17 protein-coding genes and 1 pseudogene are annotated in these 19,524 nt (G+C 66.6%); 14 read left to right on the top strand and 4 right to left on the bottom strand.

The window, feature by feature from the left end; genetic code table 11:
- Window positions 1-40: 40 nt before the first annotated feature.
- Window positions 41-727 (bottom strand): hypothetical protein, encoded by a 687-nt coding sequence (locus CUREI_RS12300; RefSeq protein ID WP_144242372.1) that lies wholly within the window; start codon window positions 725-727, stop codon window positions 41-43.
- Window positions 728-921: 194 nt separating this feature from the next.
- Between CUREI_RS12300 and CUREI_RS08690 the strand changes: the two genes are divergently transcribed.
- From CUREI_RS08690 to clpX, 3 genes are all read left to right on the top strand, one after another.
- Complete coding sequence (locus CUREI_RS08690; RefSeq protein ID WP_038612789.1) at window positions 922-1,518, top strand: ATP-dependent Clp protease proteolytic subunit; 597 nt, start codon at window positions 922-924, stop codon at window positions 1,516-1,518.
- 29 nt (window positions 1,519-1,547) lie between these two features.
- Window positions 1,548-2,168: an ATP-dependent Clp protease proteolytic subunit gene (locus CUREI_RS08685; protein ID WP_038612787.1), complete on the top strand. Its 621-nt coding sequence runs from the start codon at window positions 1,548-1,550 to the stop codon at window positions 2,166-2,168.
- Between the two features lie 227 nt (window positions 2,169-2,395).
- The gene (gene clpX, locus CUREI_RS08680) at window positions 2,396-3,676 is read left to right on the top strand and encodes an ATP-dependent Clp protease ATP-binding subunit ClpX (RefSeq protein WP_038612785.1); all 1,281 of its coding nucleotides are present in this window, start codon (window positions 2,396-2,398) and stop codon (window positions 3,674-3,676) included.
- A gap of 16 nt (window positions 3,677-3,692) precedes the next feature.
- Here clpX and CUREI_RS08675 read toward each other — a convergent pair whose 3' ends face one another.
- Window positions 3,693-4,421, bottom strand: a complete 729-nt coding sequence (locus CUREI_RS08675; RefSeq protein WP_051952305.1) for a TetR/AcrR family transcriptional regulator — start codon at window positions 4,419-4,421, stop codon at window positions 3,693-3,695.
- Window positions 4,422-4,554: 133 nt separating this feature from the next.
- Between CUREI_RS08675 and CUREI_RS12555 the strand changes: the two genes are divergently transcribed.
- Genes CUREI_RS12555 through CUREI_RS08655 form a run of 4 tightly spaced genes read left to right on the top strand, consistent with a single transcriptional unit; the run spans window position 4,555 to window position 10,155 of the window.
- Complete coding sequence (locus tag CUREI_RS12555) at window positions 4,555-5,508, top strand: malate dehydrogenase (protein WP_038612783.1); 954 nt, start codon at window positions 4,555-4,557, stop codon at window positions 5,506-5,508.
- 22 nt (window positions 5,509-5,530) lie between these two features.
- A complete protein-coding gene (locus CUREI_RS08665; RefSeq protein ID WP_038612781.1) occupies window positions 5,531-8,239 on the top strand; it encodes a valine--tRNA ligase in 2,709 nt (902 codons plus the stop codon).
- Entirely contained in the window at window positions 8,240-9,733 is a 1,494-nt protein-coding gene (folC, locus tag CUREI_RS08660; protein WP_038612779.1) for a bifunctional tetrahydrofolate synthase/dihydrofolate synthase, read from the top strand. It abuts the gene before it with no gap.
- A complete protein-coding gene (locus tag CUREI_RS08655; protein ID WP_038612777.1) occupies window positions 9,730-10,155 on the top strand; it encodes a DUF4233 domain-containing protein in 426 nt (141 codons plus the stop codon). Before folC ends, CUREI_RS08655 begins: the two co-directional genes overlap by 4 nt.
- Here the strand turns inward: CUREI_RS08655 and CUREI_RS08650 are convergent.
- A complete protein-coding gene (locus CUREI_RS08650) occupies window positions 10,152-11,564 on the bottom strand; it encodes an AMP-binding protein (RefSeq protein ID WP_038612775.1) in 1,413 nt (470 codons plus the stop codon). The genes CUREI_RS08655 and CUREI_RS08650 overlap by 4 nt on opposite strands.
- Before the next feature lie 25 nt (window positions 11,565-11,589).
- On the opposite strand from CUREI_RS08650, the gene CUREI_RS08645 reads away from it, so the two are divergent.
- From CUREI_RS08645 to obgE, 7 genes and pseudogenes are all read left to right on the top strand, one after another.
- Window positions 11,590-11,895, top strand: a complete 306-nt coding sequence (locus tag CUREI_RS08645; RefSeq protein ID WP_038612773.1) for a hypothetical protein — start codon at window positions 11,590-11,592, stop codon at window positions 11,893-11,895.
- Between the two features lie 15 nt (window positions 11,896-11,910).
- The gene (ndk, locus tag CUREI_RS08640) at window positions 11,911-12,321 is read left to right on the top strand and encodes a nucleoside-diphosphate kinase (RefSeq protein WP_038612771.1); all 411 of its coding nucleotides are present in this window, start codon (window positions 11,911-11,913) and stop codon (window positions 12,319-12,321) included.
- A gap of 91 nt (window positions 12,322-12,412) precedes the next feature.
- Complete coding sequence (locus CUREI_RS11665) at window positions 12,413-13,015, top strand: TetR/AcrR family transcriptional regulator (RefSeq protein WP_084768276.1); 603 nt, start codon at window positions 12,413-12,415, stop codon at window positions 13,013-13,015.
- A gap of 285 nt (window positions 13,016-13,300) precedes the next feature.
- Window positions 13,301-15,970 (top strand): translation initiation factor IF-2 N-terminal domain-containing protein, encoded by a 2,670-nt coding sequence (locus tag CUREI_RS08630; protein ID WP_236627282.1) that lies wholly within the window; start codon window positions 13,301-13,303, stop codon window positions 15,968-15,970.
- Between the two features lie 184 nt (window positions 15,971-16,154).
- Complete coding sequence (rplU, locus tag CUREI_RS08625; RefSeq protein WP_038612760.1) at window positions 16,155-16,460, top strand: 50S ribosomal protein L21; 306 nt, start codon at window positions 16,155-16,157, stop codon at window positions 16,458-16,460.
- A 20-nt stretch (window positions 16,461-16,480) separates the two neighbouring features.
- Window positions 16,481-16,732: pseudogene (rpmA, locus tag CUREI_RS08620) on the top strand (50S ribosomal protein L27); the annotation flags it as partial.
- A gap of 190 nt (window positions 16,733-16,922) precedes the next feature.
- Window positions 16,923-18,428, top strand: coding sequence for a GTPase ObgE (obgE, locus tag CUREI_RS08615; RefSeq protein WP_038612756.1), 1,506 nt, complete (start codon window positions 16,923-16,925; stop codon window positions 18,426-18,428).
- On the opposite strand, the gene CUREI_RS08610 is transcribed toward obgE, so the two are convergent.
- A complete protein-coding gene (locus CUREI_RS08610) occupies window positions 18,425-19,501 on the bottom strand; it encodes an HNH endonuclease signature motif containing protein (RefSeq protein ID WP_144242445.1) in 1,077 nt (358 codons plus the stop codon). The genes obgE and CUREI_RS08610 overlap by 4 nt on opposite strands.
- Between the last annotated feature and the right edge of the window lie 23 nt (window positions 19,502-19,524).

Here is a 19,524-nt window from a genome sequence, read left to right as displayed (position 1 = left end):
TAGGTGTTGTATTTCAATCCGTAGTAGGCGCAGCAACGCGTTACTTGGTATCCGACGTCCCGGAGTCGTCTGACAGCCGTAGCGACGACCACGCTATCGAGCGTCTCCGGGTTTGCGCTTTTCCCTCAGATTCCATCACCGCCTCAAACAGCGCTTTATCCGCCAGACGCATAAACCGCTCTTGACGCAACAGGTCTTTGAGGGTCTCAACGTCATCCGGCAACGCTGCCTCATCAAACGGAGCTGTTGGCTGCTCATGGTTGCGTGAATGTGCACTCTCACCGCGCGGGGCGCGTTGTGATTGACGTTGTGTTTCGGCCTTCTTGCGCTTGCGTTTTTGGGCTTCGTGGTGTTCTTTCACACGCGCCAGTGTCGCCTGTTCTATCTTCTGCGGTGTCATCCCACGCCGCGAACCCGCATCCGGAGCGAACTTGTGCGTCCACGCCGCCACGGAACTCGCAGCGACCCGAAAACGCCATCCAATCTCGCGGGTGGATGCCGACGTTGTCACATTCGCCCGGACGACCTCAGCAATCAACTCGGCAGAACGCCAACCTTTATCGACCCCGCTGCCATGACGGGCGTTGCGTGCCCATCCCGAAATTGAAGCGGTAGAAGGAACAGACCTACATTCCTCCCGAATCAACTGCGCACGAACCTGCGAAGCAGCAAGCCCCTGCCCCGAAAGCTCAACGGCACGCTGCCGTACCTCCGGCGGATAACTCATCCTCGAACTCCGATCCCGACGACCGATGGTTCACAGGAAGTCCGCACAGCCCGCGCGTGAACAAATCCGCTCGGCCGGCCGCTCCGGCACCGCAAATGCCGCACCGTACGCCGGTAGCGAACAGGCTCGGACTTCAACAACCACCCGAGTAGGGTGGTGGCGTTACCGGATGAACTAGCAAAGGAGCGTCTGTTATGACTTCCCCGACCCAAGGCATGAACCTGGGAGACTCCGTTTACGAGCGCCTCCTGCGGGAGCGCATTATTTTCCTGGGCCAGCAGGTGGACGACGAGATCGCCAACAAACTCTGCGCCCAGATCCTGCTGCTGTCGGCGGAGGACCCGACGCGCGACATTAACCTCTACATCAACTCGCCCGGTGGCTCGGTGACGGCCGGCATGGCTATTTACGACACGATGAAGTACTCCCCGTGCGACATCGCCACCTACGGCATGGGCCTGGCCGCATCCATGGGCCAGTTCCTCCTCTCGGGCGGTACGAAGGGCAAGCGGTACGCCCTGCCGCACGCGCGCATCATGATGCACCAGCCGTCTGCAGGCGTCGGCGGCACCGCTGCCGACATCGCTATCCAGGCGGAGCAGTTCGCGTCGACAAAGCGCGAGATGGCCGAGCTCATCGCTGAGCACACCGGCCAGTCTTTCGAGCAGATCACCAAGGACTCCGACCGCGACCGCTGGTTTACCGCCATGGAGGCGAAGGAGTACGGCATCGTGGACCACGTCATCGAGAACGCCGCCCAGGCTGGCGAGTACTCGATCGGCGAGAACTAAGGCACACGAGGATTAAGGAGACACAGACCATGACTTTCCAAATGCCCAACTCCCGCTACGTGCTGCCGCAGTTCCTGGAGGAGACCAGCTTTGGCACGAAGCAGATCGACCCGTACGGCAAGCTCTTCGAGGAGCGCATCGTCTTCCTGGGCACTCAGGTGGATGACACGTCGGCAAACGACATCATGGCGCAGCTGCTGGTGCTGGAGTCACAGGACCCGGACCGCGACATCACCATGTACATCAACTCCCCGGGTGGCTCGTTCACGGCGTTGATGGCCATCTACGACACCATGCAGTACGTCCGTCCCGACGTGCAGACTGTCTGCCTGGGCCAGGCTGCTTCCGCCGCCGCGGTGATCCTGGCCGCTGGCGCCCCGGGCAAGCGTGCGGCGTTGCCGAACTCCCGCGTGCTGATCCACCAGCCGGCTACGCAGGGTACGCAGGGCCAGGTGTCGGATTTGGAGATCCAGGCGGCGGAGATCGAGCGCATGCGCCGTCTCATGGAGGAGACGCTGGCGCGCCACACCGGCCGCACCGCCGAGCAGGTCCGCATCGACACCGACCGTGACAAGATCCTCACCGCCGCCGACGCAGTGGAGTACGGGATCATCGACCAGGTCTTCGACTACCGCAAGCTCAACGGCTAGCAGGTAGAGGAAACGCGCCCGGGTTCGTCCCGGGCGCGTTGCGCTTCACGACGCTCCGCCGGCGCCACCCGTGCCGGCCGGGTCGACCGACACCCAGCCGCCGCCCCTGGCTCCCTGGCCCGCGCGTCGATGTCGTTGTTGTCGTCATCGAAGTGGTGCGCAGCACGGTTTGACGCAACCATTACACTCGGTTGGGATTTATCTAAGACGGGAGTAGATAGGCGCATATGGCAACCACGCACGACAGCGCGAACCTGCTCAAGTGTTCTTTCTGCGGGAAGAGCCAACAACAGGTGCGCAAGCTCATCGCCGGCGGCGGCGTCTACATCTGCGACGAGTGCATCGAGCTTTGCAACGAGATCATCGAGGAAGAGCTCGCGGGAGCACAAGCGGCGGGAGAGACGTCCGATCCGGATCGCCTGCCGCGCCCGAGCGAGATCACGGCGTTTTTGGACGAATACGTCATCGGCCAAGACACCGCGAAGAAGACCCTCGCGGTCGCGGTGTACAACCACTACAAGCGCATCAAGGCGGAGTCGTCGAACGTGGCCAGCCGCAAGCGGGACGAGGACGTGGAGATCGCCAAGTCCAACATCTTGCTGCTCGGCCCCACCGGCTCCGGCAAAACCTACCTCGCGCAGACGCTTGCGCGGATGCTCAACGTCCCGTTCGCCATCGCGGACGCGACGAGCCTCACCGAGGCGGGCTACGTGGGCGAAGACGTGGAAAACATTTTGCTGAAGCTGCTGCAGGCGGCGGACTTCGACGTCAACCGCGCGCAGCACGGCATCATCTACGTCGACGAGGTGGACAAGATCTCGCGCAAGTCCGAGAACCCCTCGATCACCCGCGACGTCTCCGGCGAGGGCGTGCAGCAGGCGCTATTGAAGATCCTGGAGGGCACCACCGCGTCGGTGCCGCCGCAGGGCGGGCGCAAGCACCCGAACCAGGAGTTCATCCAGGTGGACACCACGAACATCCTGTTCATCGTCGCGGGCGCGTTCGCGGGCCTGGACAAGGTTGTCGCGGAGCGCGTGGGCAAGAAAGGTATCGGCTTCGGCGCGGAGATCGACTCGAAGGAGCAGCGCCAGGAGGCGGACCTGCTAGCGCAGGTGCAGCCGGGTGACCTGGTCAAGTTCGGCCTCATCCCCGAGTTCATCGGTCGCCTGCCCATCATTGCGCACGTGAACGACCTTGACCGCGATTCGATGAAGCGCGTGCTCACGGAGCCCAAAAACTCGCTGGTGAAGCAGTACCAGCGCCTGTTCGCCATGGATGGCGCGGAACTGACCGTCACGGATGGCGCGCTCGGCGTGATCGCGGACAAGGCCGCCGAGCGCAAGACGGGCGCCCGCGGTCTGCGCGCGATCATGGAGGAGCTGCTCGTGCCCATCATGTACGACTTGCCGGACCGTGAGAACGTCGCGGAGGTCATCGTCGACGACGCGGTCGCGCGCGGCGAGGGCGAGCCGACGTTCCTCGAAGCGGAGGAGAAGCGCTCCGCTTAGCGACGCTCCTTCGGCGTCACACGATCCGGCCGTCCTCGCCGTAAATGTCGAAGAGCTCGTCCGGCTCGGCGGCCTCTGCGGGCGAGGGGGCGGGTTCTAAGTAGGACTCGTAGCCGGAGTAGGAGATGTTGGAAGTCAAAAACGCCAACACGGTGTCGATGACCATGCGCCGCATCCCGTCGACGTTGCGGCGGCTTTCCAGATCCACCCGGGACAGGTGCTGCGCCGTGACGCCGTTGCCTACGCGGAAGAAGCACAGCGACAAGATCAGCGCGAGGAGGTCCACGGCGGTGATGCCGGGGCGGAACGCGCCCGCGTCCTGGCCCGCCAGCAGCAACCGCTCGGCGTGCAGGGCTACCTCGCGTGCGTCGGTGAGTAACGCAGCGTCATCCGCCTCGACGGCGGGATCCAGGTTCTCGCGCAGCACGAGGCGCACGGCGTCGGGGTTGTCCAGGCAGGTGTGGTAGAGCGCGTCTACAAACCTGCGCATGCCCTCGACCGGTACCGCGAAGGAGCGGTTCAGCACATTCTCCGGCGGTGCGAGCTGGCCCAGGGCGTGGCGTAGCGCTGCCACGTAGAGGCCGCGTTTGTCGCCGAAGTGGTAGTGGATCATGCGCTTGGTCATCCCGGTCTGTTTGGCCAGCGTCTCAACGGTAACGCTGGCGTAGCCGTCGCGGGCGAAGGCGGTCACCGCCGCGCGGACAACCGAGTCGGGGGATGGTGCGTTGGAAACAGCGTCGGCCACGTCCTGTCCCTTTCACTCGAATTCCCCCTTAATCGTGCACTAAGTGCTTGTTCTCGGTGCAAACGGCAGCATTTCTGCCCCGGGCGGGGGTAGGTTGGCGGGGGACAGCACCGTAATGCACAGGAGATGACCTATGGCCAAGATCGTTGTAACCGGCGCGGCCGGCAACATCGCGTACTCCCTGCTGTGGCGTATCGCCGCAGGCGACGTGTTCGGCGACGAGCCGGTGGAGCTGACGCTGCTGGAGATTCCGGATGCCATGCGCGCAGCTGAGGGCACCGCCATGGAGCTGGCGGATTCCGCGTTGCCGTTGGTGCGCAGCATCGACGTGACCGACGACGCGAAAAAGGCGTTCGACGGCGCGGAGGCCGCCTTCCTCGTCGGCGCAAAGCCCCGCGGCAAGGGCGAGTCCCGCGCCGACATGCTCGCCGCGAACGGCCGCATTTTCATCGCCCAGGGCGAAGCCATCAACGCCGGGGCGGCCGATGGCGTCCGCGTGCTCGTGGTTGGCAACCCGGCCAACACCAACGCCTACATCGCCTCCAAGGCTGCGCCGGACGTGCCGAAGGACCGCTTCAACGCGCTGATGCGCCTGGACCACAACCGCGCGCAGTCCATGTTGGCGGGCCACCTCGGGGTGGCGCCAGCAAGCATCGAGCGCCTCGTGGTGTGGGGCAACCACTCTGACACCCAGTTTCCGGATATCACCTACGCCACGACGGACGGCGCCCCGGTGGAGGTGGACCGCGAGTGGTACACCGGCGAGTTCATACCGCGGGTGGCAAAACGCGGCGCAGAAATCATCGACGTGCGCGGCAAGTCCTCCGCGGCGTCTGCCGCGTCGGCGGCCGTCGACCACATGCGTGATTGGGTGCAGGGCACGTCCGGGCGGTGGGCGACGGTAGCGTTGCCGTCGTCAGGCGAGTATGGCGTGGACGAGGGCTTGGTCTTCGGTTTCCCCGCTACCGGCGACGGGCAGTGGCGCGTCGTCGAGGGGCTTGAGCTTGACGACGACCAAAGGGCGCGCATCACCGCCAACGTCGAGGCCCTGCGCGCGGAAGCAGCGATCGCCGACAAGCTGTTTTAGGCCGCTGGCTAAGATAGTCCGCGTGACTGAGACTGATCTGAACCGCGCGAACGAACTGCCCAAGTCGTGGGAGCCCAGCGCCCACGAACGCGACCTGTACGAAGGCTGGGTGGACGCCGGTTACTTCACGGCGGATCCGGCCTCGGACAAACCCGCGTACTCGATCATGCTGCCGCCGCCGAACGTGACCGGCCAGCTGCACATGGGTCACGCGCTCGACCACACGCTGATGGATTCCCTGGTGCGCCGCAAGCGAATGCAGGGCTACGAGGTGCTGTGGCTGCCGGGCATGGACCACGCGGGCATTGCCACCCAAACCAAGGTGGAGGCCAAGCTCAAGGCGGAGGAGGGCAAAGACCGCTACGACTACGGGCGCGACGAGTTCATCGACCGCGTCTGGGAGTGGAAGGAGCAGTACGGCGGGACGATCACCACGCAGATGCGCGCGATCGGCGATTCCGTGGACTGGTCCCGCGAGCGCTTCACCCTCGACGAGGGCCTGTCGCGCGCGGTGCAGACCATCTTCAAGCAGCTCTACGACCGCGGCATGGTGTACCGCGATTACCGCCTGGTGAACTGGTCGCCGGTGCTGGAGACGGCCGTGTCCGACATCGAGGTGGTGTACAAGGACGTCGAGGGCGAATTCGTCTCCATCCGCTACGGCTCGCTGAACGACGACGAGCCGCACTTGGTCGTGGCCACCACGCGCGTGGAAACCATGCTTGGCGACGTCGCTATCGCCGTCCACCCGGACGACGAGCGCTACGCGCACCTGATCGGCGAGGTCTTCGAGCACCCGCTGCGCGACGGCATGCAGGTCAAGGTCATTGCCGACGACTACGTGGACATGGAGCTGGGTACCGGCGCGGTGAAGATCACCCCGGCGCACGACCCCAACGACTACGAGATGGGCCTGCGCCACGACCTGGACATGCCGATCGTGATGGACGAGAAGGGCTGCATCGCCGACACCGGCACCGAGTTTGACGGCATGACCCGCGAGGACGCCCGCGTCGCCGTGCGCGAGGCGCTCGCGGCGCAAGGGCGCATTGTCAAGGAGGTGCGCCCCTACGTGCACTCCGTGGGCCACTCGGAGCGCTCCGGCGAGCCGATAGAGCCGCGGCTGTCCCTGCAGTGGTTTGTCAAGGTGGACGAGCTGGCGCGGATGGCTGGCGACGCCGTGCGCGAAGGCGACACGGTCATCCACCCGCAGGCGATGGAGAAGCGGTACTTCGACTGGGTGGACAACATGCACGACTGGACGATTTCGCGCCAGCTGTGGTGGGGCCACCGCATCCCGATTTGGTACGGGCCGGAGGACAGCAACGGCGAGCGCGACGTGGTCTGCGTCGGCCCGGACGAAGAGCCGCCGGCCGGCTACGAGCAGGACCCGGACGTGCTGGACACCTGGTTCTCGTCGGCACTGTGGCCCTTTTCCACCCTGGGCTGGCCGGAAACAACCCCGGAGCTGGAGAAGTTCTACCCGACCACCGTGCTCGTCACCGCCTACGACATCTTGTTCTTCTGGGTTGCGCGCATGATGATGTTCGGCACTTTCGCAGGACAGACCACCCCGGAAATCCTGGGGGCAGGGCAGGAGGGGCGGCCCCAGATTCCGTTCCACAACCTCTACTTGCACGGCCTGGTGCGCGACGAAAAGGGCCGCAAGATGTCGAAGTCGCTGGGCAACGGCATCGACCCGATGGACTGGGTCGAGCGCTACGGCGCGGACGCGCTGCGTTTCGCACTCGCCCGCGGTGCGAACCCGGGCGTTGACCTACCCATCGGCGAGGACAACGCCACGGCCGCCCGCAACTTCGCCACCAAGCTGTTCAACGCCACCAAGTTCGCGCTCATGAACGGCGCGCGGGTGGACGCGCTGCCGGACCGCGCCGCGCTGACCGACGCGGACCGGTGGATCCTGGACCGCGCCGAAGAGGTCCGCGCCACAGTGGACGCCTACCTGGACGACTACCAGTTTGCCAAGGCCAACGAGCTGCTCTACCACTTCGCGTGGGACGAGCTGTGTGACTGGTACCTCGAGATCGCCAAGACGCAGATCCCGCGAGACGGTGAGAGCGAAGAGGGAGAGAACACCAAGGTTGTCCTTGGCCGCGTCCTGGACGTGGTGCTGCGCCTGTTGCACCCCACCATGCCGTTTATCACCGAGGTGCTGTGGAAGGCGCTCACCGGTGCAGAGACCGTCACCCTCGCGCCGTGGCCGACCGCGGAGGACACCAACGGCGGCGCCGCGACCGACGAGCAGGCCCGCGCCCGCGTGGAAGACGCCATCAAGCTCATCACCGAGCTGCGCCGCTTCCGCGCGGACCAGGGGGTCAAGCCCTCGCAGAAGGTCCCCGCGCGCGTGGACTTCGCCTCCGCCGACCTGGCCGAACTGGAGGATCTGGTCCGCCAGATTGCCAGGGTTGAGCGGCCGGGGGAGGACTTTAGTGCGTCGGCAAGCATTGAGATGCGCCTGAGCAAGGCGAACCTCGACGTCGCGCTGGACACCTCCGGAACGGTGGATGTCGCCGCAGAGCGCAAGCGCCTGGAAAAGGAGCTCGCGGCGGCGCAGAAGGAGCTGGACACCACCGGCGCCAAGCTGTCCAACGAGCAGTTCCTGGCCAACGCGCCCGAGGCCGTGGTGGACAAGATCAAGGTCCGCCAGCAGGTCGCGCAAGAGGAATTCGAGCGCGTCACCGCCCGCCTGGACCAGCTCCCGGAGGCGTAAATGGCAGACGAGAATTTCGAGCTCCCGGAGCTCGCCGAACAGTACGACATCCAGCAGACCGACGCCGGCCTCACCCTCAACCTCGGCGCGCCGGGGGAGGGCCGAGAGGCCGACGAGCTCGCGCCGCGCGGCGTGAGCGACGAGGATCTTGCCGCGCTCGCCCAGGTGGAGGCCGAGCTCAACGCCCGCTGGCCGGAGACGGCCATCGACCCGAGCCTGGAGCGCATCGAGCTGCTCATGGACTTTCTGGGCGAGCCGCAGAAGTCCTACAAGGTGATCCACGTTGCCGGCACCAACGGCAAGACGTCCACGGTGCGGATGGTGGAGTCGCTCCTGCGCTCCTTCGGCAACCGCGTGGGCCGCACGACGAGCCCGCACCTGCAATCCATTACCGAGCGCATCGGCATTGACGGCGAGCCGATCCACCCGGCGGATTTCGTGCGCATCTACCGCGAAATCGAGCCGTACATCCAGATGGTGGACGAGCGCACCGGGGTGCCCATGAGCTATTTCGAGGTCATGGTGGGCCTCGCGTTCGCGGCGTTCGCGGACGCACCGGTGGATGTCGCTGTCGTGGAGGTCGGCATGGGCGGGCGCTGGGACGCGACCAACGTGGTCGACGCCGATGTGGACGTGATCATGCCCGTGGGGCTAGACCACACCGACTACTTGGGCGACACCATCGCGGAGATCGCCGGTGAGAAGGCGGGTATTATCCGCAGCGCCGACGCCGTGGCCGTGATCGGCCAGCAGGACCCTGACGCCATGCGGGTGATCCTGGAGCGTGCCGTGGAAATCGGCACACCGGTGGCCCGCTTTGGCCAGGAGTTCGGCGTCGCCGCCTCCGAGGTGGCCGTGGGTGGCCAGACGCTCACCATCAAGGGCCTGTCCGGCGGGTATGCGGACATCTTTATCCCTTTGTCCGGGCCGCACCAGGCGCACAACGCCGCCGTCGCGCTCGCGGCGGTGGAAGCGTTCCTGGGCGCGTCGTCGGAGCGCACGCTCGACGCCGACACCGTGCGCGAAGGGTTCGCCGCAGCCACGTCGCCGGGGCGGCTGGAGCGCGTGCGGGCAACGCCCACCACGTTCATCGACGCCACCCACAACCCCCACGGGGCGCAGGCTTTGGCCGCTGCGCTGGAGCGCGACTTCGACTTCACCCGCCTCATCGGCGTCTTGGGTGTGTTGGGCGACAAGGACGCGCGCGGGATCATGGAGGCGCTTGAGCCGGCACTCACCGAGGTGGTGATCACCCAAAACAGCTCCCCGCGCGCGACGGACGCCTACGAACTCGCAGAGACCGCGCGCGAGGTCTTCGGCGACGAGCGGGTGCACGTGGAAGAGCACCTCCCGTCCGCGTACCAGCTCGCCGTGGAGCTGGCGGAGGAGGCGCTCGCCGAGGTGGGCGTGCAGTCCGGCTCGGGTGTGTTGATCACCGGCTCCGTGGTCACCGCAGGAGAGGCGCGCGCTATGTTTGGAAAGGATCCGCAATGAAACGCCGTACCCAGGAGATGGGCCCGCTCGGGCCCGGCCAGCAGCCCGTCAAGGACCCGATGTCGGGCTTGACCGGGGTGCTCGCAGGCACGCTGATCATGGAGGCGATCACGGTCCTGCTCATCCTCACCGTGATCCTGAAAGTCGACGACGGTGCGCACTGGACCACCTTCAACTGGGTCTACGTCACGGTCATCGGCCTGGCGCACGTGGTGATGGCGTTTTTCCAGAAGAAGCCCGCCGCGCTGTGGATCGACCTCGCACTGCAGATCCCGCTGATCTTCGGCTTTTTCATCCACTGGTCGGTCACGGCCGTCGGCATCATCTTCGGCGTTGTCTGGTACTTCGTCATCCGCATGCGATCTGAGATCGTGCAGCGCATGCGCGGCGGCTACCTCATCACCCAGCACCTGGGCGCTTAGAGGTCTTTGCGCAGGATCTTTCCTGCCGCGTTGCGCGGGATGGCGTCCACGAACGCCACCGCGCGCACTTTTTTATAGGCGGTCACGCGCGCTGCCACCCACGCAATCACGTCGGCCTCCTCTAGGCGCCCCTGCTTCACGACGAACGCCTTCGGCACCCCGGCGCGCTCGGCCACAGCCACGTCGCTGATCTGCGGGTGTGTGAGCAGCAGCGCCTCCAGCTCGGCGGGTGCGATCTGGAACCCCCGGTACTTGAACACGTCTTTCGCCCGGTCAACGACGGTGACAGTCTCATCCGGGTTGACCCGGGCGATGTCGCCGGTGCGCAGCCAGCCGTCGGTAATCGCGGTACGGGTGGCGCCCGGGTCCCGTAGGTAGCCGCGCATGACCTGGGGGCCGCGCACCTGCAGCTCGCCGGGTTGCCCGTCCGGCATCTCCCTGCCGGTGTCCAAGTTTACGACGCGGAACTGGGTGTTGGGCAGGGCGGCGCCAATGGTGCCCGGGTTGGTGCGCCCGGCGATGCCCACGTGCGTGACCGGCGACGATTCCGTGGTGCCGTACCCCTGCAGCATGATTACGCCCAGGCGGTCTTCAACGCGCCGCGCCAAGGATTCGCTCAGCGGCGCAGCCCCGCAGACCATGTGGGCGGTGGAGGCGAAGTCTGCCGGGTCCACATCGGGCGAGTTGGCCAGCGCGAGCGCAATGGGCGGGGCGATGTAGCTCAGCTCAATGGCGTAGTCGCGGTGCGCGCGGGCGAACTCGGCGAGGTTAAAGCGGGCGGCGGTGAAGACGTGGCGCCCGGCGGCCAGCGAGGAAAGCAGCAGGGTGTTCAGCCCGTAGATGTGGGAAAACGGCAGGGGAGCGGCCACCCGGGTGCCCTCGCCGATGCTACTGGCGGCCAGTGCGGCGTTGAACTGCGCCGCGTTCGCGGTGATTGATCGGTGGGTGAGCTCCACGCCCTTGGGCATGCCGGTCGTGCCTGAGGAAAACGGGATCACCGCCACCAAGTCCGGGTCGGAGGCGGTCCACGCCTGTGCGGAACCCGGTACGAGGTCGGCGGGTTCGACGCGGTGGGTGGTGCTGGCGAGGGCGGAAAGGCGCGACGCTTCGGCGTCGAGAAGCGAAGGCCCGATGAGCGCCGCGGCGGCGCCCGTGCGGGCGACGGCGAGCAGCGCGACCGCGAAATCGATGGAGTTGGCCAGCCGCACCTCCACCACACTGCCGCTGGCGACGCCGCGGGTACGCAGGCGGCCGGCTGCGGCGTCGGCGAGTGCGTTGAGTTCGGCGTAGGTGACGGTGCGTCCGGTGTCGACCTCCGTCATAGCAGGCGACGTCGACCGGGAGGCGACCATGCGGTCGATGGTTGTGCCGGGCAGTGCGATCGCCGGCAGCGGGCTGCTGTGCACCATGGCCAACAAGGCTACGGTATTGCTCATGCGCATCGTGAGCTTTGCCCTGGCAGCCGTGTTCTCGCTGATCGCGGTGGCGGCCGTGTACACATCCCTGCCCGGGTGGGCGGGGACGGCGGCGATTGTGGCGGCGGGCCTGTTTTTGGCCCTCGGGTTCTACGAGCAGTACAAGGCGCGGGAGGAGGAGATCCCCGAGCTCAACTCCGAACAACGCGAGACGGTGCAGCGGATGAAAGCGGAGGGCAATGTCCAGCTCGCCGTGCAACAGGTGCAGCTGTGGTTCCGCGTCGCCACGCCCGAGGATGCGGCGCGCATCGTGCGTGAGGCTTAGGTACTATTTCGGGCTATGACTGAACGCACTCTGATCCTGATCAAGCCCGATGGCGTTGCAAACGGCCACGTCGGCGACATCATCGCCCGCATTGAGCGCAAGGGCCTCAAGCTCGTGGAGCTGGACCTGCGCACCGCTGACCGCGAGACCGCTGAGCAGCACTACGCGGAGCACAAGGACAAGCCGTTCTTCGGCGAACTGGTGGACTTCATCACCTCCGCGCCGCTGGTTGCCGGCATCGTCGAAGGCGAGCGCGCCATCGAGGCGTGGCGCCAGCTGGCCGGCGGCACCGACCCGGTGTCCAAGGCCACCCCGGGCACCATCCGCGGCGACTTCGCACTCTCCGTTGCGGAAAACGTCGTGCACGGCTCTGACTCCCCGGAGTCCGCAGAGCGCGAAATCGGCATCTGGTTCCCCAACCGCTAGGTCCGCCACACAAACACCGCAGCCTGAGGGCTGCGGTGTTTTCTCGTCTGACGTTGGGGTTGCTCGGTCCCCGCGCGGGCATGATGTATTAATGAAGTTGCATGTAGGCCGGCAGGCAGAAAGGGAGGCGGCGGTGGCATCTCGCGGGGAGCAGGCGCGGGCGGTGGAGAAGCGCTCCGCAATCCTGGATGCGGCAATCCGCCTGCTGCTGACGGAAGGCATGAAGGGTGTGACGCACCGCCAGGTGGCCGCGGCGGCGACAGTGCCGGTGGGATCAATCGGCTACTACTACTCCACCCGTGACAAGCTGGTGGCCACCTGCTTCGACCACTTGGTGCAGCAGCGTCGTGCCGCGTTCGCCCGTGCAACGTCGGGGGAGACGGATCTCACCGACCCGGTGTGCCTGGCCGAGTGCGCCGTGGATGTCGTGGCGTGCGGCCAGCCCGAGCGCGCCGGCACGATCATCACCGCGTTTGTCGAGGCGCAACGCGAACCGAACGAGGTCGGGGCGACCGTGAAGCGGGCACTCCAGGAGCTCAAACAGATGATCGGGGAGATGCTGCGGCGCGGCGGCGTCGAGCAGTTGAACTCCGCGCGCGTGCTGCAGATCGCGGTGGGCACCGCGCTGACGGAGCAGCACCACAACGCGCCGATCGCGGCGGTGGCGGACCTTCTGCGACTGGCCGAGAAATAAACCCTGACCGCGCGGTGACTGTGGCTGTGCCACAATGGTAGCGCAAGCGCCGGCAACCCGGCGCTGAGAAACGTTTACATGTACCGCACCGTGGGGCCCGCCGTGCGGCCGCTTCGGCACGATGTTGCCGGCGCCCGGCCCGCCCCAGCGCGATGCGGCTGAGCAAAATTGGAGAATGCCACAGTGGCTGGTCACGAGGAGCCGACACAACCGGCGCGTAAGCGCGCGGCGAAGAAGACAGAGAAGCACGCAGACAACCCGTACGCCGCGTTTGACCGGTCCCAGCTGGGCCCCAAAACGCGCGTGTTCGCGCTGGCCAAGGCCCTCGGCGTTCCGTCGAAGGAGCTCGTGGTGGCGCTGTCCGAACTCGGGGTGGTCAAAGTCGCCCAATCCACGCTGACCCGCGCCGAGAGCGAGCAGCTTCTCGACGCGCTGGCGAACCCCACCGCCGATGGCGCGGACACCGACGACGCTGCGGCCGCCGACGACGGCGCGGACAAGAAGATCCGCGAGCGCGTGCGCAAGGACGTGGAAAACGAGATCCACCAGATCGAGGAAAAGGTGGAGGCCGACCTTCGCGACAGCGCCGAGGGCGACCCGCTCACCGATGTCGAGCCGGAGGTGACCCCGGTCCCGGAGGACGCCGCGAACCGTGCGCCGCTGTTCAAGGCGCCCGAGCGCAAGCGCCGTCGGGCGACACGGGCCGCAGCGCCCACGCAAGAAGAGCCCCAGGACGAGGCCCGGGCCGAGCCGCAGTCTGACGACGTGGCTTCGCCGGAGGACGTCGAGACGCAGGAGCCCGAGCTCATTGAGGAGCCGAAGGCGATCAAGGGGTCCTCGCGCCTGGAGGCGCAGCGTCGGCGCCGCAGCGAGAAGCGCGAGGAGCAGCGCAAGCGCTCGCGTATTGTGAGCCAGGCAGAGTTTTTGGCGCGCCGGGAGTCGGTGGAGCGCCACATGGTGGTCCGGGAACGCGACCGCCACGATGGCCACGGAAAGATCACCCAGGTGGGCGTGCTCGAAGATAGCCTGCTGGTGGAGCACTTCGTCACTGCGGAGAGCCAGTCCTCGATGATCGGCAACATCTACCTGGGGCGCGTGCAGAACGTGCTGTCCAGCATGGAAGCGGCGTTCATCGACATCGGGCAGGGGCGCAACGGCGTGCTGTACGCCGGTGAGGTGGACTGGAAGGCCGCTGGGCTGGGTGGTCGCTCGCGCCGCATCGAGCAGGCGCTGAAGTCCGGCGACCAGGTGCTGGTGCAGGTGACGAAGGACCCGGTGGGGCACAAGGGCGCCCGACTGACCACGCAGATCTCGCTGGCGGGCCGCTACCTGGTGTACGTGCCGGGCGGGCGCAGCGCCGGGATTTCGCGGAAGCTGCCCGCGCCCGAGCGCAAGCGGCTGAAGGAGATCCTGAACAACGTCGTGCCCGGCAAGGGTGGGGCGATCATCCGCACCGCGGCGGAGAACGTGCCGGAAGAGGCCATTGCGGCGGATGTGAACCGCCTGCACAACCAGTGGACTGCGATCCAAGAGCAGGCCGAAAAGGAAAAGGCGTCCAAGGGCGCGAAGCCTGTGACGCTCTACGAGGAGCCGAACATCCTGGTCAAGGTCGTCCGCGACCTGTTCAACGAGGACTTCACGTCGCTCATCGTGGACGGGCGCAAGCCGTGGAACACGGTCCACGCGTACGTGCAGTCGGTCGCGCCGGATCTGTTGGACCGGTTGGAAAAGTTCGACCGCGGCGCCCACGACGGCAAGGACGCGTTCGAGGCCTACCGCATCGACGAGCAACTGCAGAAGGCGCTTTCGCGGACGGTGTGGCTGCCGTCCGGCGGCACGCTGGTGATCGACCGCACTGAGGCCATGACCGTCATCGACGTCAACACCGGCAAGTTCACAGGCTCCGGCGGCTCGCTGGAGGAGACCGTGACCTCCAACAACTTGGAGGCGGCCGAGGAAATCGTGCGCCAAGTCCGCCTGCGCGATATCGGCGGCATGATCATCATCGACTTTATCGACATGATCCTGCCCGAGAACCAGGAACTCGTGCTGCGCCGCCTCAACGAGGCGCTGGGCCGCGACCGCACGCGTCACCAGGTTTCCGAGGTGACGTCGCTGGGGCTTGTGCAGATGACACGCAAGCGCCTGGGCAACGGGCTGCTGGAAACCTTCTCCACTGAATGCGAGTGCTGTGGCGGTCGCGGCATCATCGTCTCCGACGACCCCGTCGAGCACGACCCGTACTCGGAGCGGGGCCGAGACGAGCGGCCGAAGCGCAAGCAGCGTGACGACGAGCGCCGCTCCGACCGCCCGCGCGGCAACGACCGCGACGGCGGCGAGGAGGCGCAGCCCCGCAACGAGCGCCGCCCGAAGCGGAAGCACCTTAACGACGACGAGATGGACGACCTACTCAACTCCATCTTCAGCGACGATAACGACGAGACGCCTCAGGCCAACGACCGGGACGACGAGTCCGACGGCCACCGCCGTGCTCCTCGCCGCCGCGGCCGGCGGGGCGGCAACCGCGGGCGCGGCAAGCAGCCGGAGACTCCGGAGACGCAGGGAGCTGCCGAGCAAGGGGCCGGGCAGAGCTACGAGGAGGCGGTCGACGAGTTCGAGCGCTCGCCGCGGCGCAAGCGCCGCACACGCGGCAACTCGCGCTCCGACCACCGCCCGCGCCGGGAAGACTTCCAGCGAGATGACGCCCAGCCCCAGGAGGCGCCGGAGCAAGAGACCCTGACCGCGGAGTCGAAGCCTTCGGCCGGTCGCCGCGGGCGTCGACGGGCGGTGCGCAAGTCCAACGCGTCGGCAAGCGGCAGCGCCCAAGTGGGGCAGGACACTGCACGCGATGGCAAGCCCGCGGGCACAAAGCAGACGGGCGGCGCCGAAGGGCGTCGAGAAGCAGGCGCTTCCCCGCGGCGCGGACGTCGGCGCGCCACGCGGCGGACCAGCTAGCGCGGTTTGGTAAAGCGCAAGCTGCCGGTGTAGTCTTGCCAAGTCGCTGTTTCGGGGCGTGCTGCCTCGTTGCCTACGCATGCGGGCACGGCTGGCTCGTTACCGGCCCCGAAACGCTTGAACTGTTCCATTCCGTCCTTGTGCATGCCGGGGGCGGGCGAGTAGAGATAAGGGGTAACCCTCTATGTACGCGATCGTCAAGACCGGCGGCAAGCAGTACAAGGTTGCCGAAGGCGACCTCGTCAAGGTCGAGAAGCTTGAGGGTGAAGCAGGCGACAAGGTCGAACTCACCCCGATCCTTCTCGTTGATGGCGCAGACGTCACCTCCGGCACCGACGCCCTGTCCAAGGTCAACGTGACCGCGGAGATCGTCGAGCACGGCAAGGGCAAGAAGGTCGACATTCTGAAGTACAAGAACAAGACCGGCTACAAGGTCCGCCAGGGTCACCGCCAGCAGCAGACCACCGTCAAGATCACCGGCATCAAGTAACTACTAGGAGAGTTTGAACTATGGCACACAAGAAGGGTGCATCCAGCTCCTCGAACGGTCGTGACTCTGAGTCCAAGCGCCTCGGTGTGAAGCGCTTCGGTGGCCAGCAGGTCAAGGCCGGGGAAATCATCGTTCGCCAGCGTGGCACCAAGTTCCACCCGGGCGACAACGTTGGCCGCGGCGGCGACGACACGCTGTTCGCTCTGGCTGACGGCTCCGTCCAGTTCGGCATCAAGCGCAAGCGCCGCATCGTCAACATCGTCCCGGCTGACGGCCAGGGCGTTGCTTCCGAGGTTCTCGAGCAGGCCGAGGCAGCAGGTGTTGTTGAGGAAGGCACCGCCGCTGAGGCAACTGCCACCGCGTAAGCGCTAGTGAATCGGCGCCGCTGGTCCGTTCGGGCCGGTGGCGCTTTTTGCATATCATCGTCCGTATCGCAAGGCCAGAAGAAAGGCGGGACTCACCATGGCCCAATTTGTTGATCGCGCAACCCTGCACCTCCAAGCGGGCGACGGCGGCCATGGCTGCGCGTCCGTCCACCGCGAAAAGTTCAAGCCCCTCGGAGGCCCCGACGGCGGCAACGGCGGGCACGGCGGCGACATCGTCCTTGAGGTGTCGACGCAGGTGCACACCCTGCTTGACTTCCAGTACCGCCCGCACCTGAAAGCGCAGCGCGGCGCGAACGGCGCCGGCGATTGGCGCAACGGCGCGCGCGGGGAGGACCTCGTGCTCGAGGTCCCGGTTGGCACCGTCGTGCGGGACGAGGACGGGGAGGTGCTCGCGGACCTCACGGTGCCGGGCACTCGCTTCATCGCGGCTGAGGGAGGCTTCGGCGGCTTGGGCAACGCAGCCTTGGCGACGGCGAAGCGCAAGGCACCGGGCTTTGCGCTCAAAGGCGAACCGGGCGAGGCGCACGACCTCACCCTAGAGCTGAAGTCGATGGCGGATGTGGGCCTGGTGGGGTTCCCGTCGGCAGGCAAGTCCTCGCTCATCTCGGTGCTGTCTGCGGCTAAACCGAAGATCGCGGACTACCCGTTTACCACCCTTGCGCCGAACTTGGGTGTGGTGAACGTCGGCCACGACACCTTCACCATCGCTGACGTGCCCGGCCTGATCCCGGGTGCGAGCGAGGGGAAGGGGCTGGGCCTGGATTTCCTGCGCCACATTGAGCGCACCGCGGTGCTGGCCCACATCGTGGATGTGGCGACGATGGAGCCTGGGCGCGACCCCCTGTCCGACATCGAAGCCCTCGAGCATGAGCTGGATACCTACGCCGGTGCGCTGGATATGGATTCCGGCCTCGGCGACCTGCGCGAGCGCCCGCGCCTGGTGGTGTTGAACAAGATGGACATCCCGGAGGCAAAAGAGCTCGCTGAGTTCCTGCGGGCGGACATCGAGGAGAAGTTCGGGTGGCCGGTGTATCTGATCTCCACCGCTACCCGCGAGGGCTTGGATGAGCTGAAGTGGGCGATGTGGGACATCGTCAAGCGCGCCCGCGCAAAACGCAAGGAGCAGCCCGTCGCGGAACCGCAGGTTATCCGCCCAGCATTTGTCGGCCGCCGCCACGACGACGCCGGCATCGAGGTCACGCGCGATCCGATCTACCCGGAGGGCTGGCTGGTCACCGGTGAGAAGGTGGAGCGCTGGGTGCGCCAGACGGACTTTGAAAACGACGAAGCCGTCGGCTACCTCTCCGACCGTCTGAACAAGGCCGGCGTGGAAGAACTGCTGCGCAAGCAAGGTGCGCAGGAGGGCGACACCGTCACCATCGGCGAGATCTCGTTCGACTGGGAGCCGTCCATCGGTGGCGACCCGACACTTGCGGGCCGCGGCCAGGACGCCCGACTTGGAGGTACCGACCGCACCTCTGCGGCCGAGCGCAAGCGCGCCTCGCAGGCGCGCCGCGGGCTCATCGACGAGTACGACTACGGCACCGGCGAAGAGGCCGACCGCGAGCGCTGGCAGGGCTAGGGCCGCCGCTTGCCGAACAGCAGGTCCATCGCGCTGCGGTGGCCGCGCGCGTTGGACACCGGATACCCGCGCGGGGAGCGCCAGTAGATCCGGCCCTGCCTCCGCACGATGCGGCCGCGTCGGGATAGTCCGGGTACGTCGTCGTTGACCCGGTTGTGGTAGCGGCACAGCGGCGCAAGGTTGGCCAGGTTGGTGTGGCCGCCGCGCGCCCAGGGCACGATGTGGTGGAACTCGCAGTGGTCTGCAGCGCGGCGACAATCTGGGGCTGAGCACACCGGCTGGGCCACCCGCAGCAGGTCGCGCTGTTTCTGGTTGGCAAACCGCGCGCTGCGGTACAGGTTTATCGGCCCCTCCTCGGGGTGGAACAGCGCGACTTCTAGCGCCTCGCCGTGGGTGCGCTGCAGGTATTCGGCGCCGGTCATGGTGGTGCCGTCGGTAAGCCCGAGCAGCACCTCGTCGCCGTCGCCGGCGAGGATCTTCACGTGCTCCTCCATCGGCACGAGGACGATGGGACGCGGAGCGGCACGGGGGATGCCGGTGGTGTCGGACCGGAGGACGTCGAGAAGCGGGCCGAGCATCTGCTCCGACTCGGGGAGCGTGGGGTCGAGGTCGGTGCGCAGGGACGTTTCGATGTCGGTGATGTCGCGCTCGGTGCCGGTGACCATCATGGAGCGCATGCCCATCCGCGGCGCGGAAAAGACCACCTTCGCGCGCGGCGTTTTCGGCGGCGGTGCCGGCACGATCTCTTTCGCCCGGCGGCGCAACTCCTCGTAGGTGCCGCGGAAGGCAAGCAGCTCGAGGCGCAATGCCCACTTAAGCGCCGCGTCTGCGATGTGATGCAGCTTCTTCTCTATCAGCACCAGCTGGTCCAGGCTCAGCCCGGACGTGCGCGCCCGGGCCACCGCCTCACGTTGCTTCGCGGTCCACTTGGTGGCGCCGAAGAGGATGGTGTGGACCTTCCGCCACTCACCGACGCGGCGGGGGCTGAAGCCGGCGTCCAGCAACTGCTGCCGGTCAAAGTGCTCGAGGAAGTCGACGGCGCAGGCGTTCATTGTTGCATCGAATGCGTTCACGGGGCGCAGCCTAGACGAAATAA

This window comes from Corynebacterium ureicelerivorans (assembly GCF_000747315.1).
GTDB classification, from domain to species: domain Bacteria; phylum Actinomycetota; class Actinomycetes; order Mycobacteriales; family Mycobacteriaceae; genus Corynebacterium; species Corynebacterium mucifaciens.
Note: the sequence above shows the minus strand (reverse complement) of the source record. Positions and strands in the feature narration are given on the sequence as shown.